Source organism: Dyadobacter frigoris (assembly GCF_005280585.1).
Taxonomy (GTDB): Bacteria; Bacteroidota; Bacteroidia; order Cytophagales; family Spirosomataceae; genus Dyadobacter; species Dyadobacter frigoris.
In genome coordinates, this window is record NZ_SZVO01000004.1 from 161,881 (window position 1) to 184,729 (window position 22,849).

Consider the following 22,849-nt stretch of genomic DNA (forward strand, 5'->3'; position numbering starts at 1 on the left):
TTAAGAGAATTTACCCGTTAAATTTAAATTTCAAGAAAATGCCAAAATTAAACGAAAAGCAAACTGCATTAGGTGACGTAGCAGCCAGGCAGTTAGCCATCGCAACGCGTACAGTTCCTCAAATGGGAGCGATCACGCCGCGTTGGCTGACTCATTTATTGAACTGGATTCCTGTTGAATCAGGTGTTTATCGTCTCAATAAAGTGAAAGATGGCAGTACAGCCGAAGTTGATTGTTCAGGACGTGACGAGCGCGAGCTTCCTCATACTTTTATTGATTATGTTGAAAACCCGCGTGAGTACAATCTGAATGCTGTCAATACAGTTCTGGATGTTCACACACGTGTTTCGGATTTGTATAGCAAACCTTACAATCAGATCAGCGAGCAGCTTCGTCTTACTATTGAAAGTATTAAAGAACGTCAGGAAAGCGAGCTGATCAATAACGAAGAATATGGTTTGTTGTCGAGCATTGCGCCGTCACAAAGAATTTCTACCAGAAATGGGGCGCCAACACCAGATGATCTGGACGAGCTGATTTCCAAAGTTTGGAAAGAGCCGGGTTTCTTTTTGCTTCACCCGAAAGCAATTGCGGCCTTTGGCCGCGAATGTACACGCAAAGGCGTACCACCTCCAACAGTTTCTCTTTTCGGATCACAATTTATCACTTGGAGAGGTATTCCGCTTTTTCCTTCCGATAAATTACCGATCGAAAATGGCAAGACTAAAATTTTACTTCTTCGTACAGGCGAAAGCCGCCAGGGCGTTGTAGGGCTTTATCAGCCAGGTTTGCCGGGCGAACAATCTCCCGGATTATCGGTACGCTTCATGGGTATTAACGACAAAGCGATTGCGTCTTATCTTGTTTCCCTTTACTGCTCGCTTGCAGTTTTGGTGGATGATGCGATTGCCGTACTTGAAGACGTAGAAATAGGAAACTATCATGAGTATAAATACTAATCAATTTCCTGCCGACGGAAATATTTCTGGTTTGCCGGACGTAACGGAACTGGAAAAGCTGGCAAATGAGCTGTTTTCATTGCTTCCCAATGAAATGCCCAAAGCCAATTTTTCTCCTGATCTTGCTGATCATCCGAGACTGGAAAAATCACTGAACCTTGTTCATGACCGGCTTCCGTCATTGTTCAGCAAAGGTGAAGGGTTCAATCTAAATAATCCGCAAACCAGTTTGCCGGATCCGCATTTTCCTGTTAACAAAACACCTCAATCAGGTTTTGGTGTTTCACCGCCGGCTGTAAGGCCGGGAAATGAGTTAAGTTTGAATCGGCCGGTGAGTCCAAATAGTATTACGACAAACACGGATTATCCGGGTCTTGATCATAAGCAGCCTTCTGTTGCCGGAAGTGGAATATCACCATCTGCCGCGCATCAGGGAAATGCTGTAAATCTGGAAGATCCGCAAACCAGCTTTCCTGATCCAAATGTTGGGTCTTCTGTTGGTTTGGGTCATGTACCTCATTCAGTTGCAGGAAGTGGTATTTCTCCGTCTGTTATTCAAAACGGACCAGGTTATGCAGAGGCATTTCCATTTTCACCTGACACCCCTTTTGAACCGGATTTTAATAAGCTCTGGTCATCGATCAATACTTTTAAAAGTACGCCGCAAATTCCTGAAATTCCTGGAACTGGCGGTGCACAGTATTATTTTTTACAAGGAGCTGGTTTTAAGGGAAATGATCCTTTTGGAATAAATCAAAATCCGACTTCTCAGCTTAGTGGGAAAACATTTTCGCATATACAAAATGGTGCAGGACATGCTCCGTTTGACGTTAATCTAATCAAAAAGGATTTCCCAATTTTGCAGGAACGCGTTAACGGACGACCGCTTATTTGGCTGGATAATGCAGCTACAACACAAAAACCGAAATCGGTGATTGACCGGATCACTTATTTCTACGAACACGAAAATTCTAACATTCATCGTGCCGCGCATGAACTTGCCGCCCGTGCGACAGATGCTTATGAAAGTGCGCGTAGTAAAGTTCAGGTTTTTTTGAATGCAGGGTCTGTCAACGAAATTATTTTTGTTCGTGGTGCTACCGAAGCTATTAATCTGGTTGCAAAAACCTGGGGCGAACAAAACCTGAATGCAGGAGACGAAATCATTGTGAGCAATCTTGAACATCATGCAAATATTGTTCCGTGGCAGCAGCTTGCAGCTAAAAAAGGTTTGAAACTACGGGTAATTCCGGTGGATGATGACGGACAGATTTTGCTTGATGAATATGCCAAATTGTTGAACCCAAAAACAAAACTGGTTTCTTTTACGCAGGTTTCTAACGCCTTGGGTACTGTTACTCCGGCAAAACAAATTGTTGAAATGGCGCATCAGGCCGGTGCGAAAGTATTGGTGGATGGTGCACAATCTGTCTCACATTTACGTTCGGATGTCCGGGCTTTGAATTGTGATTGGTTTGTTTTTTCAGGTCACAAAGTTTTTGGCCCGACCGGAATTGGTGTGCTTTATGGAAAAGAGGATTTATTGAACGAAACCCAACCATGGCAGGGTGGAGGAAATATGATTCAGGATGTAACTTTTGAGCATACAAAATTCCACGATGCACCAAACCGTTTTGAAGCGGGAACTGGTAATATTGCTGATGCAGTCGGACTTGGCGCAGCGATTGATTATGTCAATAAAATCGGCATTGATGTCATTCACCAGTATGAGCATTATCTTTTGGTTTATGCAACCAATCTGATGAAAGACATTCCCGGCCTTCGTTTAATCGGTACTGCACCGGATAAAGCATCGGTTTTATCTTTTGTTTTTGAAGGATATAAAACAGAAGAGGTAGGTGCGGCGTTAAACAATGAGGGAATAGCGGTTCGTTCGGGACACCATTGCGCGCAGCCTATTTTGAGAAGATTTGGTGTGGAAACTACGGTTCGCCCGTCACTGGCTTTTTACAATACCTGCTCGGATGTGGATATACTTGTTGAAACATTGTACAGGCTCAGAGGCGCCCACAGATAAGTTTTGCACTAAAATTATATCAGGCAAACGGCTATCCGTAAACTTTCCTTTTTATAACCGAAACCGGCATTCAGGGAAAATTCACAGATAGCCGTTCGCATATTACCAGATTCATGAACAACAATACTAATACGCAATCGCTGATCAGTCTTTTGAGGCAAACACATAATGCTGAATGGGAGGCAACTCCTTCGTCTCATGACGCTATTGCCTGGTTAAATGATCTTGTCCAGTTTCTTTTTCCAAGTAATCATTTGCCAAAAAAGTCTTCATACGAAGGTATTTTAAAGAAAAACCAGATTGATCTTGAAAATATTCTACTAAGTTATCTTGAACCTTCGGGACTGGATATTCTTGGTGTGGTTAGTGATTTTTACAATTCTCTTGAAAATATTTACCAGAATCTGAGACTGGATGCGAGCAAAATTTACGAGTACGATCCTGCTGCGACGAGTGTTAATGAAGTAATTGTTTCTTATCCGGGATTTTACGCCATCACGGTTTACCGCATTGCCCATAAATTAACACAGCTGAATATTCCCGTTCTTCCACGTATCGTCAGCGAATATGCACATGGAAAAACGGGTGTTGACATTCATCCAAATGCGAAAATCGGCGTGCCTTTTATGATCGATCACGGGACAGGAATTGTGATTGGCGAAACAACCGTTATCGGGAAAAATGTAAGCATTTATCAGGGTGTAACTTTGGGCGCTTTGCAGGTTGCCAAAAATCTTGCCGATATCAAAAGACATCCGACAGTAGAAGATAACGTGATTATTTATGCCCGGACGACGATTCTTGGCGGAGATACGGTTATCGGGAAAGATAGTATTATTGGTGGGAGTGTTTTTCTTACAAAAAGTATTGAGCCTAATTCACAGGTTTTTAATACACACCAATTAAGAATTACCAACAGAGAAATTCCTGCTGAACTCAACAACAGTACCGGTTTATAACCAGTACTGTTGTTGAATATTTTTATCAGTGATAAACAAAATCCAGAACGTAGGACTCGTAAACTGCTCCGGATCCATCGTAGGCTTTTACCGCCACTTTCTCAGGATAGCCATTCGGAAGATAAGTGTAGTCATATGTGTTGGTAACTCTGTAAGTATTATTTACGGTCCGGCCTTCTTCAATAATATTATTAGGACTGTAAGATTGAACAGAAAACATTCCACCACGGTCGACGCCAATTTTGAAAAACGGATTAGGATTTGTATCGTATTTATATTCTGATAAATTGCTTTTTTCTGTTTCGAATGCACTGATCTGCCAGCTTGATGCAATATTGTTCTGAGCATTTCGGATGTAAGTAATCACCGTTGGATATTGTTCGTTTAAGCCTTCGGTATATCTTTCCTGAACAATAAATCCGGATTGATTATATACAAATTTCTTTACTGCTACTTTCGGCTGATAAAACCAGGTTTCACTGATTTTCTGTATTGTATCAGTTTCAGGGGTATTAAATTGCATGGTATAAAGTTTTATCATGTCTTTGGAAATATATTGACTTTCAAAGGACATTGTACTTGTATGTAATATTTCATAGCTATCCAATTTTCCGCTTTTGCGTTTAAATGTTCCTGTTAAGTAGGGAGGCGTATCTTTTGTAGCGATATACGCCCGGTATTCACTCAGGTACCCGTTTTCGTATAAAAATTCACTTGTCAGATTTCCATTAAATAATATTCTCGCCAGTTTTACTTCAACAAGATTATCCCCAAAAGGGGCTTGTTGCTTTGAAATAATGGACGGCGTTGGTTCACCCTCTTTTTTGCAGGAAATGATAGTGACAAAAAGGAGTAGATAATAAATGTATTTCATGGCTGATGATTAAGTTTTGAGTATTCCTTACTCTTCTTGATACAAAATAGAAATTAAGGGAAAGAATTTAAAATAATTTCGTCCAACTTAAATTTTAACCCGGCGAATGTGCCTTAAATTGTTTTAAATCAAATAGTTTACATTGAGAGATAAACTGTGACAGGATTTAAACCAAATAGAATTTAAGGAAAATCTGCATTTCATTCTGTAATTTTAACCGTACCGGAAAACAAATAAATTCATTAATTCCGGTTTTGTTATGGAAGATATATTTGAGATTGATGTTGAATACAAGGGTGAAATCCGGGAATTTGAAGGACGGCTTGTTCTTTCTGGTTATGAGCACAAAATAGAAATTTTTATAGAGGATATTTCGGTTTTTTTTGAACCCGACGAAGAACGAAATTATCGGGCGATTGTTGGTCTGGACCAAATGAGTAACAAAAATCTAAGTCCCGGATTATTGCAGGCTATTGCGCATAAGCTTGAATCTTTGTTGAAATAAGTATAAGGAATATCAAACTTTTCAATTTTGCTTTTTAATAAGTCCGGACAGACTGGGCCGGAAGATCACTCGTTGAAACGCCGGTGCAAATCGAGGATCATTTTGATACAGTAGCCAGTAGAATTGAAGCAAGTAAAAAACGCAACGGGCAGCGGCAGGGAGATCCGGTAAGAGGTGTCGAAGCGATCACTACTGCGGTGATGTCCGAATCCAAAAATCTTAGGCTATTATCTGGCAAGCCTGCGCTTGATATGGCATATCAAAAACTGGAAAATTGAAGTCGAATTTCGATTCATGGAAAGAGCCTAGGTTAAGTGCTGATTTTCCGGAATAGGTTTTAGTTGTTAAAATTAGAAAACAGGATTCTCTGGGAAAAGTAAACCGGAGAATTCTGTTTTATTTTAAATCATTTTACGACAGCTTATAAAACTCTATTTTTATAAAAAACGGAAGTAACTTTCCAAAGTTAATTAATCAATAAAACAGACGTGAAAAAATCAATTTTTGCCTTTATCCTTTGTTTCTTGTCCTGCCGGATTTTTGCTCAGGCATCACTTCAAAAAGATTTATCATTAGCATATCTGATAAGTCAGCCGCGGGTAAAAACGGTAAAACCCAAACTGATTATTTTGCTGCACGGCTATGGAAGTAATGAAGCTGATTTATTTGAATTGAAAAATATACTTCCTGCTGATTTTTTAATAATCTCGGCCAGAGCCCCGTTTACAATTGCACCAAATGCCTTTCAATGGTATGGAAATGAAATTGTAAAGGGAATTAAACAGGAGAGTACCAAGGATTTAAAAACCAGTACAGATCTCATTAAAGTCTTTATTAATGAAGTGGTAAAGAAATACAATGCAGATCCTTCGCAGGTTTTTCTGGCTGGATTTAGCCAGGGAGCCATGATGAGTTATGAAGTCGGATTGACCGCACCTGAGCTTTTACGAGGAATTGCGCCATTGAGCGGCCGAATTTTTGACTCGTTAAAACCTCGGATCAAGCCTGCAAATGCGTTTAACAATTTTAAAATTTTTATCGGACACGGTACCGCGGACGACAGAGTTCCTTACACTTCTGCCACAGAGGCGGTTTTTTATCTTAAAAAGAAAAAGATCAACGCGACACTACATTCGTATCAGAGTTTGCCGCATTCCATAAGTGAGCAGGAATTAAAGGATCTGGTGGCCTGGCTGAATGAAAAATAATTTTTCTGATAAAAATAACGGGAAACTGATTCAGAAGTTATACTTGATAATTGCTGAATCAGTTTTCTTTTAAAGCTAAATTGATTTGTTATTTGGGATAATCGATTTGATCTTGTTGTGTATTTAAAAGTCCCGCAGGAACATTTAAAACACCTGTTTCAGCGTTCAGCAAGCCGTTTTTCTCTTCTTCAATATTGGTGGCCTGCGTATAAATATCACCTGCAAAAGATCGTTTTCTTAATTCCTGTTTAAATTTTCGGATCAGATCTGCACGATCATCGTCGTTTTTCGGACCGCCATAGTTATCAAAACCAAAACCACCCCATTCACTTACGATTAGCGGAACCTGATTTCGATAGAAAAAAGGATCGCCAACAACCAGTGGAAATGCAGCCACGCGGTTGAGTTCTCCCGCTGCAAGTTGGTCAAGTACTTCATTCCACCTTTGTAAATCCGAGGTATATAAGTGGGCGGTCAGTAAATCTGACTTTAACCTGCCCTCAAAAGAAATATGTTGCCAGCCGTCATTGTCTACAACAAGAAACTGAGGATAAGTGAGTTGCATGTAATGATATGTGTCAATAATATATTGCCTCGTTTCCGGGTTTGTTGCAATATCCTGTGCGCCCCAATCTTCATTATACAAGCTCCAAATGATTATCGACGGGTGTGTTCCGATTAAAGCCAGCATTCGCAATAATTCATTCCGATGGTTTATTCTGCTTTTCTGGCTGGATTGATGCGGACTTGGAACTTCAACCCAAAGTAACATTCCGATTTTATCGGCAAGTTTATAAATCCGCGGGTCTACACCTGCAATATGAATCCGGACCAGATTACACCCCAACTCTTTCATTGCATACATATGCTGCCTGATCTGCTCATAGGTTGATGCCCCGGGCTGGTATAAAATTCCATCCAGATAAACCGGCTTATTATTTAAATAAAGACAGCAGCCCCGCGCCTCAATTTTCCTCAATCCAAATTTTGTTTCAATTTCAGCAGTATAACCACTGTCATCAATCAGCTGGGCAATCAAGCGATACTGATGTGGATCCCCGGTCGACCATAATTTTGCATCCGGAATTCTTAAAACGACAAGCTGGGATTTTTGCCCGGCTTGGAGCATTAATGGATATTCGTCTTCTGCAACAGGCGCAGTATCATCCGCTTTATCATCAAAAACTTTCAAGCGAATCCGGTAAGCACCGGGATCTGAAATGCGTGTTGAGAGATTGAACCGCACCAGATTATCTTCTATGCTGCTGACTACGCCAACTCTGGAACGAAGCCGGTTTCTTTCAACCGTTTCAAGCCAGATACTTCGCACAGCGCCGGTGTAGGTCTGATACCAGATTCCGCCACGTTTATAGACATAAGATTCCTGCTTTCCACGTGTATTATCGGCGTCCATTGAACTTGCAATCCTGACCGTAATCCTGTTTACAGGCCTGAGAATTTTTTTATCCAGTTCATATGAAAAGGAGGTGTATTCTCCTAAATGTTTCGTTTCTCCTTCAATGGTAACAAGTGCAAAACCGTTGAGCCATACCTGCGTTTCGTAGCCACAGGCGCCAAAAGAAAGCTGCATCAGGGAAAATGGATTTTTGTTTTCAGCATCCGTTTTCGGTAAATTAAATTCCCGCTCGTACCATACTACAACCGTATCCTGCCAGGTTTTTTCGGATTTCAAAGCACTTGCTATATGTTGTTCAACACTTCCCGGCCAATGCGCAGTTTGATCGTAACGATGACCGACAAACCAACTTTCTGACAAACCTTTGTCCTGGATATCATGAGAAAATTTCCATTCGCCGTCCAAAAGCATATATTCATTAGGACGTATAACTGCCCGCGGAAGGGCATCGGCATTATTGTCAGATTTTTCTTCTCTGGATTTTGAAAATCCGTAGTTAATATGATTTTCTGTTCCGGTCATAATAGCAGGTTCCCTTATTGGCATTTATCATAATTGAGCGCTAAAATTACCATTCCAGCTGTGTTGTTTTATGTGTTGGAAATCGTGCGCCAGCGTATTGTAAATTGTTCATTTTTAATTATAAATAGTATTAAAATGATCTTTTTTAATTTTATTGCGCTTAATTTCCGTTTTAAAGGCAGTAAGGTATACTTTTAGTAATAGTGGTATAGATTTAACTACTTCCTCATGAATTGCAGGTTTCCGGTAAATATGTTTTCATCCCGAAACGATAATTTTTTTATTTGTTTTTTACTCCTGGTTATATTCTGGCCATGTTTTTTGCTTGCCCAAAGTCCTGGTAATGTGCTGGAAAGAGATTCGACTGTGCGGGGTGATACCAGTAAATTGTATGATTTGATCGATGTTGGTAAAAGGTTGCTGCATATTCAGACAAAGAAAAAAGAATCAAGTCCCGGTAAAACAATTTACTTTTCTGTGTTGCCATTTTCTACGCAGGTTCCGGGTGGTGGAACGGCGTTGGTAACGTCTACAACCGCTGGTTTTTATCTTGGCGACAGAAAGGATACATACATGTCGAGGGTCACTTTTACGCCTTACTGGAATTTTAAGCAGCGTTTCGGACTTCCAATCCGTTCTTATATCTGGCTTGACAAAAACCGGTGGGTGATTAGCGGTGATACCCGAATGATGGTTTATCCGCAGTATACCTGGGGTTTGGGAAAACAGCATCAGGAAGGGGATGAGCTGCTTGTTAATTATTCTTATTTACGGTTGTATCAAACGTTACTCAAACGGCTTTCACACGGTTTTTTCGCAGGCATAGGTTATCATATAGACTACCGGGTTCACATACATACGGATGAAGGGTCACCGCTTCTGGCAGATTATACGGGATATGCCTATGGTACAGCGCAGTCCGCTAATAGTTTTTCTTCGGGATTAAGTTTAAATGCGCTGTTTGATACCAGGAATAATTCTATCAATCCTTGGGACGGATATTATGCCAGCGTTCAATACCGTTTCAATCCGACATATTTAGGAAATTCAAATTCATGGAAATCTATTTACATTGATTTTCGAAGATATATCCGTTTCGATCAGAACCGTGAAAGACAAAATATGCTGGCCATCTGGACTTATTTGTGGAAGGTTTTTGACAAAAAAGTACCGTATCTGGATTTGCCCAGTATTGGCTGGGAAGACTACAACCGATCCGGGCGCGGCTTCGACCAAAACCGTTACCGGGGACGGAATCTGCTCTATGTTGAAACCGAATATCGCCGTGATATTACCAGTAACGGCTTTTTAGGTTTCGTTGTTTTCGCCAATGCCAATACCGTTAGCGGACCCAAAAGCCTGTTTTTGTTAAACTGGAATCCTGGCGGCGGCGCAGGACTTCGTATAAAAATGAACAAACGATCCGGGACGAATATCGCGCTGAATTATGGATTCAGCAAACATTATTCAGGCTTGAAACTTACCTTGGGCGAGGTATTTTAAATCTCAATCCTTATTAGTCTCAACCGGAATACTCTCAATAAATTTCCTTGCTTCGTCTCCAAGCAATTCCCGGAAATGTTTACTTCCATATTCATCATAATAGAATTGCCAAACCATCTTTTCAGTAACAATTACATAATGTAAAACCGGAGAATTTCTGGGGTCGTTGGAAGTTTGCATAGCCGTAATTTGAAGTTCGAATCAAATTTAATGGAATAAATCCAAAAAATGGAAATAATCCATTAAATTTATTTTGTGATAAGAATCATTTTTCTACCCCGTTATAAATCAGCTTTTAAGCAAATCCATTTGGAGATTTTTGTGTCAGGATTTTTATATCAACCTGATTCATTATCAACTAATCTATACTAACCTGTGAAAATTTATCTTTATCTTTTATTTTTTTCGTGTGCCTTGATGGTTTTGCTTGCCTGCAATTCCAGTCCCACGCAAAATTCAGCAGTTAATATGAAAACTTCTGATAACGACAGTACTTTCAACATTTGTTATTCTTCTGTTATAAAAAAAGACACAGTACTTTTAAATGCTTTGATGTTTGGAGATAGCGTTAAGGGTAGTTTGGGGTATAAACTTTATGAAAAAGATCATAACAACGGTTCGCTGCTGGGAAAAATGTATGGTGATACTTTGAAAGCTACCTGTACATTCATGGTTAAGGGTTCAGAATCAATTCAGGAAGTGATTTTTCTCAGAAAGGAATCTTTGTTTGTTGAAGGTATCACCAGTCGAAAGACGGTAAATGGCAAAATTGTTTTTGCTGATCCCCAAAAAATACATTTTGATGGATTGGTTTTAAAGCATGTACCTTGTAAATGAGGCGCTAAAATTTAGATATTCTTTATTGGTTGAACTTAACAGGTACTAATTGTATCAAATTAATTTCAATTTTACAGACGTTTTTAAGACTGCTCCGGTTTAAGCGGTCGGTCTTTTTTGTATTTATTATGGCAAATTGTTTTTGCCATACCAGTAATAGCTATTTGAGCAACTTTGATGTAGCCATCTGTAAATTTCAAATCTTTGGAATTATCACAATAATTCTAAAACCAAATAAGCTGTCTTTTCAATTTGAGACAGCTTATTTGGTTTTGCACAAATTTATAACTTAAATTTTTTCGCTATTTTTCTCCAACATACCTTTCGAAAAATTCATAAATTCTTAGTATTCTGTCTATTCGCTGACGTGGATTTCCACTTCTGCTGAGTTCATGTGTTCCGCCGGGCATACGCACATATTCCACATCTCGACCCAATATTTTTAAACTTTTGTATAACAATTCGCTTTGAATTATCCCCGTTCTTAAATCATTTTCACCATGTTTAATCAAAAGCGGCGTATGAATATTTTCCACGAAAGTTTGTGGAGAATTGGCCTCGAGCACTTTTTTGATTTCCGCCTGCCACGGATAACCTCCAAAATAATTTGGCACAAGATTCCATGCATTACCCTCGCCCATAAACGTAGTCAATTCATAAACGCCGCGCTGTGAATGTGCGGCTTTGAAACGGTTATCATGGCCAACAATCCAGGCGGTCAAATAACCCGCATAAGAACCGCCGGTGATAACCTGGCGGGAGGTATCCGCCCAGGATTCTTTTGCGGCCATACTTGCAGCAGCCAAAACATCTTCCGCCGGACCGGTTCCCCAATCCTGGAAATTAGCTTTCATGAAATCTAACCCATAACCTCCTGAACCGCGCGGATTGGCATACACAACGCCATAACCCTGAGCGCAAAAGAATTGTAATTCATGCCACATCGATATTTCTCCCGGTCCCCACATGGCAGTCGGGCCACCGTGCATTTGTAATACCAATGGATATTTCTTGCCAGCTTCCGTTTTTGCCGGTTTCATAATCCAGTATTCGACCGTCTGTCCTTTGGAATTTTTCAGGGTATGTTTCTCAGGATAAACCAGTAATTTATCTTTCAGCCATTCCGTGTTGTGATTACTCCGTTTTATTTCCGCTTTCATACCGAGATCGGCAGTATAAAGTTCGGAGGGATCTGTAATTTCAGTTTTGGAATATACAATGGCCGTGGTAGAAACATCAAAGCTGTTGATGCCTGAATCATAACCGGTTAGCTGATCGATTTTTTTGTTTGCCAAAGTCAATTTATAAACTGGAAATCCGCCATTGGATGCTGCTGCGAAATAAAGTGACTTGCTGTCGGCAGTCCAGGTAAGATTTGAAGCAATCCGGTCGAAGTTAGAAATATATGGTTTTGAACCTGATCCTAATGTTAATATTCCAATATGTCCCTGATCAAGAGTAGCTGGTTTTAAAGCTGCGATGGAAGAAATATAGGCCAGAGATTTATTATCTTTTGAAATCGTTGGCTGGCTGAAACTATAAGCCGGATCGTTCAAAAGAACATAAATCTTGCTTCCGTCTGCATTCATACTTATAATTCTACTGGCTTTGCTTCGGTCCGGATGTTGCAGACTGTCGCCCTGCGTTACCAGAATAATGTTGTTATCAGGAGTCCAGATTGCTTGTCCGTAGCTGTAAAATCCTTTTGTTACCGGTTTCGCTTTGGCACCTTCTTTTGGTTCGATCATGTAAAGATGGGCAAAGGTAAGCTCTGGCTGCGTAGTAGATTCTCCCTGAAAGTTAAGACGGTTGATGACCTTGGCTTTTTTGTCTTCCACATCTTTATCCAGATATGCACGGATTTCTGCCAAACTTCCATCGGGATTTGCCTTGATAGATTTATCATTTTTTATAAAGTTATTATTCTGAAATCCAGGTTTTTCTATCGACCATACCGGTACCATTTTTCCGGGATTCATGATTGAATCTTTCAACATTTCGCCCATGGAAAGGCTGGTAGAAAACATGATTTTATTTCCGTCAGGAGACCATTTAGGATTGGATGCACCGTAGCTTAAATCGGTTAATTGCCATGCTTCTCCACCATTAACCGGAAGAATAAACAACTGTGTTTTGTCTTTTACTTTTCTTGAAAATACGATTTTACTGCCATCCGGCGACCACTCCGGTGCGCTGGCACTTTCGCTGCCGTGCGTCAAAGCAACGGGTTCGTTTTTATTGGTAAGATCAATAAGATATAAATGTGTCCGGTAATCATATTCAAAAGGAGAATCGGGTAGGGGCTCGACCGTGAGAAGCGTGTAAATAGCTTGCTTTTCTGTTGGAGAAATGGCGATATTGCCTACCTGCCTGACCTTTGTCAAATCACTGACTTTGATTTTTTCTTTTTGCTGCGCCTGAACGGAAAAGGAGCAGATCAGAAATAGAACATATAATTTCTTCATAAGGTTGAATTTGAATAACGGGTGGTAGTAATTGGAGTTAATGAAACAATTTAATACAAATTGCCGAAATTCACTGTAATTACGACAGGCTAACCGCTTGTGACTTCTGGTTATCAGAAATCACCTTGACCATTTGCAGCGCAACGGAAAGTATTATCAAACCAAGTCCGGCGTAAAAAGCCCAGTTTAATTCGCGGTTTTCTCTGTAAATAAAAATGGCAAGGATTATGGTATAAACCGGTTCAAGATTAAAGCTCAGATTTACTGTAAAAGCAGGGATTTTATGCAAAGCTTCGGTTAAAAGCATGTATAAAAGAACGGTGCAAAATAGGGAAAGTAAAATAAGATAACCTATGTCAGACCGGGAAGGAAGCATGGTGGCAACCGGAAAAAAGTGCAGATAAAGAGGCATGATTACCGCTAAGCAAAGACTTCCGCCAATCATTTGATAGACAGTAATAGTTTCACTTTTATAAACATGTGCCAGCCGCTCATTGGCTATTGTGAAAAATGCTACCAGTAATGACGATACAACTCCAAGACCAATCCCGAGGCGATATTTGGAATCAAAACTGAAAATTAAAGCAATTCCAAGAAGCGTAAGGCTGCTTAGGAAAAGCTCGGATACGGCGAATTTCTTTTTATTGATCAGCGGGGCGAGAACAGCGGTGAGAAATCCTGTCAGTGAAAAGCATACCACGCCGACTGAAATATTGGAATACTTGATGCTGCCATAGAAAAATATCCAGTGAAGTCCGAGCAGGCAGCCGGCAAAAGCTATACGCCCGAAATCTTTGGCTGAAATTGTTTTAAATTTTCCGGAAAACGCCAGAATAAGCAACAGTAAAATACCTGAAATAATCATGCGGTACCAAACCAGTAAACCTTCATTAAGCGTTATCAGTTTTCCAAAAACTCCTGTGAAACCTGCAAGTAAAATAGCGCAGTGTAATTGTAAAAATGCTTTTCTCATTGGTATAACTTATGCCGGATTACTGTTCATAATTCCCGTATTGTTATAAGTTTATAACAGTTACTTAAATATAAGGAAATTGTGTAAATAATTCTGTTAATTATAAATTGTAGCAAGGTCTAAATTGTAGAATAGCACTGATTTACTAGGGTTTAGCCTTTTCAAGATAACCGTTATCACTCAGCCAGTCGGCCATACGTTGTGGCCAGGATTTAATACTTTGCCATGGAGAGCGATTTCCCATATTAAATCCATGATCGCCTTTTGTGAACAAATGGGCTTCTACCGGACGTTTTGCTTCACGATATTTTACCAATAAGCTTGTTGTTGTAACGGCGCAGCAGGGATCATCGTTGGCTGCAAGTAAAAATGCAGGTGGTGCATCCTGAGGAATAACATCGGGAATTCCCAACGGTCCAGGGTATATCAGCATCTGAAAATCAGGTTTTCCGTTTAATCTATCAATAGGATCTTTAGCGGCCGGATCTCCTTTGCCGGATTCATAGGCTACGGCTGCTACAACTTCGCCTCCGGCAGAAAAGCCCAGCATACCAACGCGGTTATTATCAATTCCATATTCTTTGGCCAAACTTCTTACTTGCCGGATTGCGCGTAATCCATCTTCACGGGGCTGTTTTTCGAGAGAATAAGGAGAACCATCTTCCCTTGGAAGACGATATTTTAAGACAAAAACAGTAACCCCAAGTTTTGCCAGATATTCCGCCGGTTCTGTGCCTTCTGCATTATAAACGAGTAATCGAAATCCACCGCCCGGACAAATGACAACCGCCGTTCCATTGGCTTTTCCGGCAGGTGGAAGAAATACCTGAAGAGATGGATTGTGAATATTTTTCACCCAATAATCCTTGGCAGATTCAGTCTCTTTTGACTTTGCTTCGAAGCCTGGAGGGCCATTTTTCCATAAGGGGATGATTGTTTTGGCCTGTTGTGCGTTGGCTGTGAGTGAGATTAGTACGAGAGCAAAGACTATCCTGATTCTATTTTTCAGGATTTTGTTCAGAGAAGATTTCATATAGGTTATTGGATATTTTAATTTTAAATATGTTAGGTATAAATTTATGATTTAAACCTAAACTAATAAGTGGAAACCTTTTTTTTATTATAAGATGAAGACATCAAAATATAGTGTCAATCAATAATTCCTGAACTACACACATGCTTTCCTTATATTAATAGATGCACATAGAAAGATACATAACAGATCATTTGGATCCCGATTCTTATATTGAATGCAGTTTTTTTGATATTGTTGACGTCCTTGATTCACATAAATTTTATAGTTCTGGCAGTAATGGAATCTTTGAGTTGCGTAGTATCCTGACGAGGTTAAAAACTACCACTAACAGACATCGACTTAATCTTGGATTTGAGGTTTGGAATTCTTCTGCTCTGGATATTGATGACTTATTCGAAACAAGAAATGGAGATGCTGACGAAATTTTAGCCACAGTAGCGTGGAAAGCACTTGAGTTTCTCTTAATGAATCCGGAGACAGAGATTTTTACTAGTGGAAGTACATCTGCCAGAACTCGACTGTATCAGATTGGAATTGCCAGGAATATGGATTATTTACCTGAAAATTTGAGAATTGAAGGAATAGAACTTCAAAAAAAATCTGGATGGGTAGAATTTCAGAAAGGAATAAATTATGATGCATTCTTGTTATCAGTTAAATGATTATTAACTTTGAGTAGAAACAAAAGAAAGAAATATGCCAACTACAATCACAAAAAACCAACAAAGGGCTAGTCGTAAATCAACGAAAGCAGTTGCGAAATATGTTGAAGGCGGGATAAGTAATATTGAAAGAAAAACCAGAGAAATGGAAAGAATTCTAGATGAGTTCCCAATTCCTTTAAGAACACAGAAATAACAATTATTCTAGTGGTTATAAAAAAGTCATCTTTTCTATTAATTAAAGGTCAGGTGACTTTTTCTTTAAATTACTTATTTCGAAATAATTCTATTTTTTCGGAATTCGGCCACAACAATTCCCGTTACGGCCGCCATTTGAAAGATTTGTGGTCAATTGCCCGCATGGTACACAAAATACCGTCCAAATGGTCATACTCATGTTGCAGCAATTCCGATAAGTCATCAGCCATTTTCCATTCCTGCGGCTTCCAGTTTTCATCAAGATATTTGATTGTCAAACTTTTATGCCGTTTTACTTTGACTAAAAGGTTCGGGAAGCTCATGCAATCATCCCAAAGCTCGAACATGTCTTCGCTTAATTCGCTAAACTCAGGATTGATAAAAACAACAGGCTTGTCGATATGCATGTAAATGAGCCTTTTCATAATGCCAAGCTGTGGTGCTGCAACAGCCCGGCCAAAATTGTATTTTGCCCTGATTTCTTTCATAACGTTATCCAGATCTGCGACCCATTCTTTTACCAGTGGCAATTCAGATTGCAAAACAGGCTCACAAACTTGATAAAGAAGTGGATTTCCCAGTTGCAGCATATCATTCAGACCTTTCATTTATTCAATTCTTTTTCAAAACAAACACTGTTTTCAATTCCAATGTACTGACCGTAGTTAGGAATATTTTTGTACCCATTTTTCTCATAAAGTTTAATCGCTTCCGGTTGTCTTTTTCCGGTTTCCAACACACATTTTTTATAAGATAATTCCGCTGCCCATTTTTCCAATTCAGTTAAAACTGCGGTTGCAATTCCCTTACCACGGCCCAACGGCGCTGTGTACATTCGTTTCATTTCCATGCTGTCGGGCATAAATTCCTTCATCGCCCCACATCCGATGGGCTCGTTATTTTCAAAAGCAACTACGGCGTGTTTTATTTTGTCAATTTTGTTGAATTGAGAATAAAATGCATGATCGGCGCCATCTCTTTCGGCGAGGTCTGCGTCAAGCTTTTTTACAAGTGATATGAAAACAGGATCGTCGGAATTGGTTCGAATTAGATTAAGCATAAATTTATTTCGGATAATAACGTATGTTGAAGAAGACAAAAATATGGATTTCAAAGAAAAACGCTACACCCGGCTTTATGCTTTTTTTGAAAGACTTTTTGTATCGTTAACTATTACCGTTTTTTAGTCAAGATTTATTCCTTTAAAAACCGCAGAACGTAATCATTAATTTCCTTCTGCTGCACTTTTGTTCCGCGGTTGTCCATATCGTTATGAATGGTAGCCGGCAGTTTAATAATGGTAATTGCCAATTTAGTTTGCTCTTCGGGTGACGGCAAAACACCTTCATCTGCGGACTGATCGCTTGAACGGATGGAATATACTTTCGGTTTTATTGTTCTGGGCAAAGGCATTCTTCTGTTGTCCAACGTAATTATTTTACTGACAATACCCGGATATTTTTGTGGAAACAAAGCAGTCATATCGCCACCATTGGAATGTCCGACCAGTGTTATGGTTTTGAAGTCAAGATCCGGAAATGCTTTTTTTAATTCATTGATTACAAACAAAATATTATCCGCTCCTCTGTCCCAAAACGGACGCCTTACAATTTGGGGAATTCCTGTTGTCGGAATTAACTCATCCGATGGTAACTCGTGCTGGATACTGGCTATGAAATATCCATGTGCCGCCAGATTCTCTGTCAAGTATGAAGCTTGTTTATTTCCTGACGGCATATTCTGATAATACCCATGACTAAAAATCACGAGCTTTTGCTTTCTGATTTTTCTGTCTGTAATGGGCAAATACAGCGCTATCGGAACGGAGCGATTTCTTACCTTATCGAACAAATTCAGGCTGTCTGTTTTAACTGGAAATATCTGTATGGATGATTGCGCAGATGCGTTTTTGTTTGAGAGAATGATTGCGAAAAACAACAATAGTAATCGCACATAAATAATTCTGATCATTTGAATTAGGTTTATCGGGCAGAATAATGAAAAGTATTAATTACTTATAAAGTTTTCCAGATAGCTATTTATTTCCTTCCGCTGCTCTGCGTTTGCGTCATTATCCATCTCTGTGTGCTTTGTATTAGCTAATTTAACAATTTTAATTCGATACTTTTCTGCTTCAGACGATGTGGGTAACACGCCGTCGTCTGCTGGCAAATCACTTGAACGGATAGAATAAATTCTTGGGTGCCTGCTTTTGGGAAGTGCCATTCGCCGGTTATCCAGGGTAATTATTTTGTCTGCCAAATCCGGATACTTCGTAGCAAATAATGCGGTCATATCGCCACCATTTGAATGGCCTATTAGAGAAAGGTGTTCATAATCAAGGTCGGGATTTAATCGTTTCATTTCATTTAAAACAAAATGGATATTTCTAACGCCACGTTCCCAGTTTGATTTTCTGGTAATGTAATAGGGCTCAGTCATAGCCAGGAGACTGTCAGTCGGTAATTCATGTTGGATACTGACTACAAAATATCCAAGTGAAGCCAGATTTTCGGTCAGGTAAGAATATACTAAATAATCTCCTCCTTTATTTTCTCCATACCCATGACTAAAAATCACCAGCTTTTGCTTTCTGATTTTTCTGTCGGTAATGGGCAAATACAACGCTATCGGAACGGAGCGATTTCTTACCTTATCAAACAAATTCAGGTTGTCCGTTTTAACTGGAAATATCTGTATGGATGATTGCGCAGATACATCTATGGATGCAAAAATTAGTATAATTAGCAGTTGATAAAAGAAGATTCGGGTCATTCGGAACGGCCTGTTGGTTTGGACTTTTAAAACAAAATACATTAGCCAGATTAGCGATTAATTTATACTGTTAGGCGAGTAAATACCGATTTGCATTTACTGTTCGTAAATATCATATTCGTCAATTGTATTTATTCGTTTCAAATCCGGAAATTTATATCCCAGAATATTTTTGGGTGTATCGCCCTTTTTTGCCACAACAAATCTGATCTTATTTTGCTTCACCAGACTTTCGAAATTCTGAAAATTAAAAGTCTTATTTTTGTCTGCCAGGTATACAATGTCTGTGAAAGGGACTAAAACGTTTCTGAATAAGAAATGTTTTAGATACACACCTTGGAAATTATCACCATCACAAACATAAACCCATTCCTTATCAACCAGTTTTTTGTCGTTTATAAGAAAATTTGCAACTTCTTTTTCTTTAAAATATTGATGCGTATATAAACTATGCGGCTGGTTTTGATACGTCATGTACACAAAAAGCGTGCAATGAATTGCAACAATAATAAGGTAAGAGGCAAGAAGGGCTCTCAGGATTTTCGGCTGAAATAAATTCTTCCTTTTAGGCTCTGTGAAAAACAGCGTGATTTGAATAGCGGCAATGATAAGGTAATCCTGATAGTATCCAACACCTGCACCAATTTTAAATGCCGTAGCGGTAGCAAACAAAAAGAACATGGAACTGGCTATTGCCAGAAAACGGTAAAATGCCGACTCTTCACGAATCAGAGAATAAAATGTTATTATGAAATTACAAATAATGAGCGGGGCAAACTGAAGCAGGAATTTCTCCAAAGTCCAGTCGTAGAACCAGTCCCAACTTACTGAATTTTCTACTCCGCCAATGATGTTCGAAAAGAAAACAGGTATGGAGTTTGTAGGTAAAATAAGGAAATAGAACGCAAAGAATACTAAACCTGATAAAATAAGTTTAGCCAATAGTTTCCACTGATACTGGTAGACGCAAAAGAGAGCCAGTGCGATGGCATGAATGGTGCCGCTTTGTTTTACAAAAAATGCAGTAACAGAAATAAAAATGGCGAGGATGTACCAAAGATCGTTTTTAGATGTGGACGTTATTGCCTTGAAGACCGCACATACGTATAAAGCTGTAAGTAATACGATCAGGCTGTCGGGCCGGGAGCTGGTTAATATCCAGAAGGCTAAAACCTGAAATACAAGACATGCCGTAAGCATTCCGGTTATTCTCTTTCTTTTGGTCAGTTTGATCAGGAAAAATGCCAAAACCAGAGCCGTTAAAACTGTAAGAGCCATGGAAACGAACCGGTTGCTCACAAAAACCTTATGCACGTCATCGGGAAGCCAGCCGTTGATTTCTAATAATAAATTGGTAAAAAGAAAGTATAAAGGTGTGTACTGGGTAAAACGGAACGGAGCATTTTCGGGATTGGAATATACCGGGCGGTTGTCTGCCAGAAACTGAATCGGAAAAATGGTACTCGTTTCACTTCCTGACATATCTGGAAGAAAACTCAGAGAAAAGTAAACTTTCACAACAATTAAAATCAGGCACGAAACTATGCTGATCGTTGCCGCGATTTTAAACAAATTAATTCTCATCCAATTATATAATATCATTTTGTTGGGGATAAATTCTTTAAAGGGCATGTGGAACAAATAGCTTGCCAGAACTGAAATTTTATTTAATGACCAGACTACAAATTTCAAGTTCATCAATTATATTAGCAGTAATTCATCAGGGTGATTTTATGCTTTTGATATTTAGTATTTTGTGGCTAGACCCGCATTTGAGCCGGAGCAATTGACAGTTTCAGTCAAGTAAACAGAAAGTCTCAGGACAGTATTATAGCAGGGATAGATAAACATCCAAAATTTATTAGTGAGGGTGAGTTTTATTTTATGTCAAACAAATTTAAGAATAGCGGAGAATATGTAACCGTTAGGCGATAAATTCCCCTATATCGTTGATCTTTGGACGGTTAAATACAGTCATTTAAAAATCTTATTTTTGCCCAAAGCGTAAACCGGCAGCTATCCCTATCTGGTAAGGTTTGACCTGAAATTTACTGTCAGGATTTACTAATTTCATCAAACTGTATTCAAAATATGGGCCAATCGTTAAGCTTGTGTTTTTACTGATCATTATTTGTTTTCCGAAACCGGCATTCCCCCATATCACATTACTGCCAGCTGTTAGTTCTCTTGAATATTCGATTCCAACATCGCCAAAGTAATTCCGGAAAACAGAATTTTTCGTAATCAGAGTATGTCTTTTAAGTCCGATCCCAAACAATTTCAATGTGCTGTTCTCATTATATTTGATTCCCTTTCTGACAATTTTATCACCAACCGGATTTTTTTCATTTACCACGAATTCGTCTGTCGCAATTTCGTATTGAAAGGACTGATCAAATTGGCCATAATTTAAAAGCAGTTGGAATCCGTTTTTTTCTACACCGCCAGTTAACTTCAATCCAAGCCTTTTTGCTGAAAATTTTGTTGGAAAACCAATGTTTTGGTAAACAACACCGGGAATAGCTTGCACCGTTAGTTCTTGAAAAGTATTCATACTAGTGATATTGAAAAGAAATTTTAGTTTTTTCTCAGTCTTTAATATTTCTGGCTTTGCGTTTTCATTTCGTGATATTGCCTGCGTGTTTATTTTTAGAACAGGGTTAAAATTTGATGCAATAAAAGCCCGGATTGCTAATGGTTTGATTTTAGGAATATTAAATTTTAACAATTCCGTGCCTGGGGATACCTTGGTCAACGGGCTGTCAGTTAACAAATCCTTCTCCTTAGATAATTGATTACTTATCCGTGCAGTTTCATTTTCTGTAAAAGTTGACACCTCATTATGCTTGCCTTCGAGAGCTTCCTTCACCATTTTAACTTTGCTGGCAGAATGTATTTTTTCCTCTTTCCCTTTTTTAAAAGACATATTGCCAGTGTTTGAAAACGAAAGCTTGCCGGGCTCTGGGATAGAACTTTTTAGGTCAATTATTATTTTTGATTTTTCAGCAGCGGTTTCATTCTTACTTTTTATTTGCCAGCCCGAATCATGTCTCACAGTAATTTCTTCATTCGTAATGTCAGATTTCCTAATCATATTGATTGAAATAAAATCGTATTCTATTGCCGTCAAAAAAAGGATAACAATCAAGGCAGCAGCTACCAACAACGGCCTGATATAGGCAGTTCCGTTTGATATTTGTAAAGTATCAAAAATGCCTTTTTTCCATGACGGGTCCGGTTCGGGCGCAAAGTCATCAAATTTGCGTTTCAAAGCTTTTTGCAATGCTTCGTCCTCGTTGTTATCAGGAGTTTTCATATTGCGTGATTCCTTTTTCCTGTAATTTTTTCATTAATAAATGTCGTGCTCTCATGAAATTGGATCGCGATGTGCTATCGGGTATTGACATTATCTTTCCAATTTCAGCGTGTGTATATCCGTCTATTAAATGTAAATTGACCACCATCCGGTAGATATCAGGCAGCTGATTTATTATTTTCAGAAGCACTTCAACATTCAATTGTTCAATAATTGTATCGTAATCTGCCGATTCCAACTCCTTCGGAAAGTCGTCGATAGAGGAATGTAAAAGTTGATCTTTCGTTGTCCGGTTATAATAATTAATGGCGGTCCTGATCACCACTGATTTTACCCAGCTATCAATTGAGGCAATATCCTTCACCTCATTCAAATTTTTAAAAACTTTGATAAAAGCCTCTTGAAAAATATCTTCTGCCTCCATTTTCGTTTTGGCATAACGCAAACAAATACCTGTAAGTTTTGCTTTGTATCGCTCGTAAAAAATAGTTTGCGCACTGGGTTCAAGCCTTTGGCAGGCCAGCACCAGTTCTGTTAAACTATTGTATTTTTTACTGCGAAAAAACTTCATTAAAGGGTTGTTAGTGGGGCGAGGTTTGAGA

At 39.1% G+C, this 22,849-nt stretch carries 23 protein-coding genes; 10 read left to right on the top strand and 13 right to left on the bottom strand.

Annotated elements, in window-relative coordinates:
- The first annotated feature begins 38 nt into the window (after positions 1 to 38).
- The 3 genes from FDK13_RS09910 to FDK13_RS09920 all read left to right on the top strand — a co-directional run bounded on the left by FDK13_RS09910 (position 39) and on the right by FDK13_RS09920 (position 3,956).
- Positions 39 to 959 carry a family 2A encapsulin nanocompartment shell protein gene (locus FDK13_RS09910; protein WP_137339831.1) on the top strand — a complete coding sequence of 307 codons (921 nt, stop codon included), beginning with the start codon at positions 39 to 41 and terminating at the stop codon, positions 957 to 959.
- Positions 943 to 2,997 (top strand): family 2A encapsulin nanocompartment cargo protein cysteine desulfurase, encoded by a 2,055-nt coding sequence (locus FDK13_RS09915; RefSeq protein WP_137339832.1) that lies wholly within the window; start codon positions 943 to 945, stop codon positions 2,995 to 2,997. Before FDK13_RS09910 ends, FDK13_RS09915 begins: the two co-directional genes overlap by 17 nt.
- A gap of 113 nt (positions 2,998 to 3,110) precedes the next feature.
- The gene (locus FDK13_RS09920) at positions 3,111 to 3,956 is read left to right on the top strand and encodes a serine O-acetyltransferase (protein ID WP_137339833.1); all 846 of its coding nucleotides are present in this window, start codon (positions 3,111 to 3,113) and stop codon (positions 3,954 to 3,956) included.
- A 25-nt stretch (positions 3,957 to 3,981) separates the two neighbouring features.
- On the opposite strand, the gene FDK13_RS36890 is transcribed toward FDK13_RS09920, so the two are convergent.
- Positions 3,982 to 4,830, bottom strand: a complete 849-nt coding sequence (locus FDK13_RS36890; protein WP_229215996.1) for a hypothetical protein — start codon at positions 4,828 to 4,830, stop codon at positions 3,982 to 3,984.
- A gap of 259 nt (positions 4,831 to 5,089) precedes the next feature.
- On the opposite strand from FDK13_RS36890, the gene FDK13_RS09930 reads away from it, so the two are divergent.
- The 3 genes from FDK13_RS09930 (at position 5,090) to FDK13_RS09940 (ending at position 6,543) form a co-directional block, all read left to right on the top strand.
- A complete protein-coding gene (locus tag FDK13_RS09930) occupies positions 5,090 to 5,335 on the top strand; it encodes a hypothetical protein (RefSeq protein WP_137339835.1) in 246 nt (81 codons plus the stop codon).
- 83 nt (positions 5,336 to 5,418) lie between these two features.
- A complete protein-coding gene (locus FDK13_RS09935; protein WP_137339836.1) occupies positions 5,419 to 5,613 on the top strand; it encodes a Rossmann-fold NAD(P)-binding domain-containing protein in 195 nt (64 codons plus the stop codon).
- Between the two features lie 210 nt (positions 5,614 to 5,823).
- Positions 5,824 to 6,543, top strand: coding sequence for an alpha/beta hydrolase (locus tag FDK13_RS09940; protein ID WP_170982764.1), 720 nt, complete (start codon positions 5,824 to 5,826; stop codon positions 6,541 to 6,543).
- An 88-nt stretch (positions 6,544 to 6,631) separates the two neighbouring features.
- Here FDK13_RS09940 and FDK13_RS09945 read toward each other — a convergent pair whose 3' ends face one another.
- Positions 6,632 to 8,506, bottom strand: coding sequence for a glycoside hydrolase family 2 protein (locus FDK13_RS09945; protein ID WP_229215997.1), 1,875 nt, complete (start codon positions 8,504 to 8,506; stop codon positions 6,632 to 6,634).
- A 204-nt stretch (positions 8,507 to 8,710) separates the two neighbouring features.
- Here FDK13_RS09945 and FDK13_RS09950 point away from each other — a divergent pair, with 204 nt between their 5' ends.
- Positions 8,711 to 9,985 (top strand): BamA/TamA family outer membrane protein, encoded by a 1,275-nt coding sequence (locus tag FDK13_RS09950; protein WP_220417346.1) that lies wholly within the window; start codon positions 8,711 to 8,713, stop codon positions 9,983 to 9,985.
- A gap of 3 nt (positions 9,986 to 9,988) precedes the next feature.
- Here FDK13_RS09950 and FDK13_RS35355 read toward each other — a convergent pair whose 3' ends face one another.
- Positions 9,989 to 10,165 (bottom strand): hypothetical protein, encoded by a 177-nt coding sequence (locus FDK13_RS35355; protein WP_170982765.1) that lies wholly within the window; start codon positions 10,163 to 10,165, stop codon positions 9,989 to 9,991.
- Between the two features lie 288 nt (positions 10,166 to 10,453).
- Between FDK13_RS35355 and FDK13_RS09955 the strand changes: the two genes are divergently transcribed.
- Complete coding sequence (locus FDK13_RS09955) at positions 10,454 to 10,822, top strand: hypothetical protein (RefSeq protein ID WP_137339838.1); 369 nt, start codon at positions 10,454 to 10,456, stop codon at positions 10,820 to 10,822.
- A 302-nt stretch (positions 10,823 to 11,124) separates the two neighbouring features.
- On the opposite strand, the gene FDK13_RS09960 is transcribed toward FDK13_RS09955, so the two are convergent.
- From FDK13_RS09960 to FDK13_RS09970, 3 genes are all read right to left on the bottom strand, one after another.
- Positions 11,125 to 13,287, bottom strand: coding sequence for a S9 family peptidase (locus FDK13_RS09960; protein WP_137339839.1), 2,163 nt, complete (start codon positions 13,285 to 13,287; stop codon positions 11,125 to 11,127).
- Between the two features lie 79 nt (positions 13,288 to 13,366).
- Positions 13,367 to 14,260, bottom strand: coding sequence for a DMT family transporter (locus FDK13_RS09965; RefSeq protein WP_137339840.1), 894 nt, complete (start codon positions 14,258 to 14,260; stop codon positions 13,367 to 13,369).
- A gap of 145 nt (positions 14,261 to 14,405) precedes the next feature.
- Positions 14,406 to 15,293 (bottom strand): alpha/beta hydrolase, encoded by an 888-nt coding sequence (locus tag FDK13_RS09970; protein WP_137339841.1) that lies wholly within the window; start codon positions 15,291 to 15,293, stop codon positions 14,406 to 14,408.
- Positions 15,294 to 15,457: 164 nt separating this feature from the next.
- Between FDK13_RS09970 and FDK13_RS09975 the strand changes: the two genes are divergently transcribed.
- A complete protein-coding gene (locus FDK13_RS09975; protein ID WP_137339842.1) occupies positions 15,458 to 15,958 on the top strand; it encodes a DUF6934 family protein in 501 nt (166 codons plus the stop codon).
- 34 nt (positions 15,959 to 15,992) lie between these two features.
- Positions 15,993 to 16,154 (top strand): hypothetical protein, encoded by a 162-nt coding sequence (locus tag FDK13_RS35360; RefSeq protein ID WP_170982766.1) that lies wholly within the window; start codon positions 15,993 to 15,995, stop codon positions 16,152 to 16,154.
- Positions 16,155 to 16,278: 124 nt separating this feature from the next.
- Here FDK13_RS35360 and FDK13_RS09980 read toward each other — a convergent pair whose 3' ends face one another.
- The 7 genes from FDK13_RS09980 to FDK13_RS10010 form a co-directional block, all read right to left on the bottom strand.
- On the bottom strand, positions 16,279 to 16,764 hold the full coding sequence (locus FDK13_RS09980; RefSeq protein WP_137339843.1) for a peptide deformylase: 486 nt from the start codon (positions 16,762 to 16,764) through the stop codon (positions 16,279 to 16,281).
- Entirely contained in the window at positions 16,761 to 17,216 is a 456-nt protein-coding gene (locus FDK13_RS09985) for a GNAT family N-acetyltransferase (RefSeq protein WP_137339844.1), read from the bottom strand. Before FDK13_RS09985 ends, FDK13_RS09980 begins: the two co-directional genes overlap by 4 nt.
- A gap of 134 nt (positions 17,217 to 17,350) precedes the next feature.
- A complete protein-coding gene (locus tag FDK13_RS09990) occupies positions 17,351 to 18,127 on the bottom strand; it encodes an alpha/beta hydrolase family protein (protein WP_137339845.1) in 777 nt (258 codons plus the stop codon).
- A gap of 36 nt (positions 18,128 to 18,163) precedes the next feature.
- Positions 18,164 to 18,931, bottom strand: coding sequence for an alpha/beta hydrolase family protein (locus FDK13_RS09995; RefSeq protein WP_137339846.1), 768 nt, complete (start codon positions 18,929 to 18,931; stop codon positions 18,164 to 18,166).
- 96 nt (positions 18,932 to 19,027) lie between these two features.
- Entirely contained in the window at positions 19,028 to 20,533 is a 1,506-nt protein-coding gene (locus FDK13_RS10000; RefSeq protein WP_137339847.1) for a hypothetical protein, read from the bottom strand.
- Positions 20,534 to 20,918: 385 nt separating this feature from the next.
- Positions 20,919 to 22,247 (bottom strand): hypothetical protein, encoded by a 1,329-nt coding sequence (locus FDK13_RS10005; RefSeq protein WP_137339848.1) that lies wholly within the window; start codon positions 22,245 to 22,247, stop codon positions 20,919 to 20,921.
- Complete coding sequence (locus FDK13_RS10010) at positions 22,234 to 22,818, bottom strand: RNA polymerase sigma factor (protein WP_137339849.1); 585 nt, start codon at positions 22,816 to 22,818, stop codon at positions 22,234 to 22,236. Before FDK13_RS10010 ends, FDK13_RS10005 begins: the two co-directional genes overlap by 14 nt.
- Positions 22,819 to 22,849 lie beyond the last annotated feature (31 nt).

What these genes read in the sequence shown, in the direction of transcription:
- FDK13_RS09910 (WP_137339831.1), top strand. Translation starts at nt 39, where the DNA reads ATGCCAAAATTAAACGAAAAGCAAACTGCATTAGGTGACGTAGCAGCC.
- FDK13_RS09915 (WP_137339832.1), top strand. Translation starts at nt 943, where the DNA reads ATGAGTATAAATACTAATCAATTTCCTGCCGACGGAAATATTTCTGGT.
- FDK13_RS09920 (WP_137339833.1), top strand. Translation starts at nt 3,111, where the DNA reads ATGAACAACAATACTAATACGCAATCGCTGATCAGTCTTTTGAGGCAA.
- FDK13_RS36890 (WP_229215996.1), bottom strand. Translation starts at nt 4,830, where the DNA reads ATGAAATACATTTATTATCTACTCCTTTTTGTCACTATCATTTCCTGC.
- FDK13_RS09930 (WP_137339835.1), top strand. Translation starts at nt 5,090, where the DNA reads ATGGAAGATATATTTGAGATTGATGTTGAATACAAGGGTGAAATCCGG.
- FDK13_RS09945 (WP_229215997.1), bottom strand. Translation starts at nt 8,506, where the DNA reads ATGCCAATAAGGGAACCTGCTATTATGACCGGAACAGAAAATCATATT.
- FDK13_RS09950 (WP_220417346.1), top strand. Translation starts at nt 8,711, where the DNA reads ATGAATTGCAGGTTTCCGGTAAATATGTTTTCATCCCGAAACGATAAT.
- FDK13_RS35355 (WP_170982765.1), bottom strand. Translation starts at nt 10,165, where the DNA reads ATGCAAACTTCCAACGACCCCAGAAATTCTCCGGTTTTACATTATGTA.
- FDK13_RS09955 (WP_137339838.1), top strand. Translation starts at nt 10,454, where the DNA reads ATGAAAACTTCTGATAACGACAGTACTTTCAACATTTGTTATTCTTCT.
- FDK13_RS09960 (WP_137339839.1), bottom strand. Translation starts at nt 13,287, where the DNA reads ATGAAGAAATTATATGTTCTATTTCTGATCTGCTCCTTTTCCGTTCAG.
- FDK13_RS09965 (WP_137339840.1), bottom strand. Translation starts at nt 14,260, where the DNA reads ATGAGAAAAGCATTTTTACAATTACACTGCGCTATTTTACTTGCAGGT.
- FDK13_RS09970 (WP_137339841.1), bottom strand. Translation starts at nt 15,293, where the DNA reads ATGAAATCTTCTCTGAACAAAATCCTGAAAAATAGAATCAGGATAGTC.
- FDK13_RS09975 (WP_137339842.1), top strand. Translation starts at nt 15,458, where the DNA reads ATGCACATAGAAAGATACATAACAGATCATTTGGATCCCGATTCTTAT.
- FDK13_RS35360 (WP_170982766.1), top strand. Translation starts at nt 15,993, where the DNA reads ATGCCAACTACAATCACAAAAAACCAACAAAGGGCTAGTCGTAAATCA.
- FDK13_RS09980 (WP_137339843.1), bottom strand. Translation starts at nt 16,764, where the DNA reads ATGAAAGGTCTGAATGATATGCTGCAACTGGGAAATCCACTTCTTTAT.
- FDK13_RS09985 (WP_137339844.1), bottom strand. Translation starts at nt 17,216, where the DNA reads ATGCTTAATCTAATTCGAACCAATTCCGACGATCCTGTTTTCATATCA.
- FDK13_RS09990 (WP_137339845.1), bottom strand. Translation starts at nt 18,127, where the DNA reads ATGATCAGAATTATTTATGTGCGATTACTATTGTTGTTTTTCGCAATC.
- FDK13_RS09995 (WP_137339846.1), bottom strand. Translation starts at nt 18,931, where the DNA reads ATGACCCGAATCTTCTTTTATCAACTGCTAATTATACTAATTTTTGCA.
- FDK13_RS10000 (WP_137339847.1), bottom strand. Translation starts at nt 20,533, where the DNA reads ATGATATTATATAATTGGATGAGAATTAATTTGTTTAAAATCGCGGCA.
- FDK13_RS10005 (WP_137339848.1), bottom strand. Translation starts at nt 22,247, where the DNA reads ATGAAAACTCCTGATAACAACGAGGACGAAGCATTGCAAAAAGCTTTG.
- FDK13_RS10010 (WP_137339849.1), bottom strand. Translation starts at nt 22,818, where the DNA reads ATGAAGTTTTTTCGCAGTAAAAAATACAATAGTTTAACAGAACTGGTG.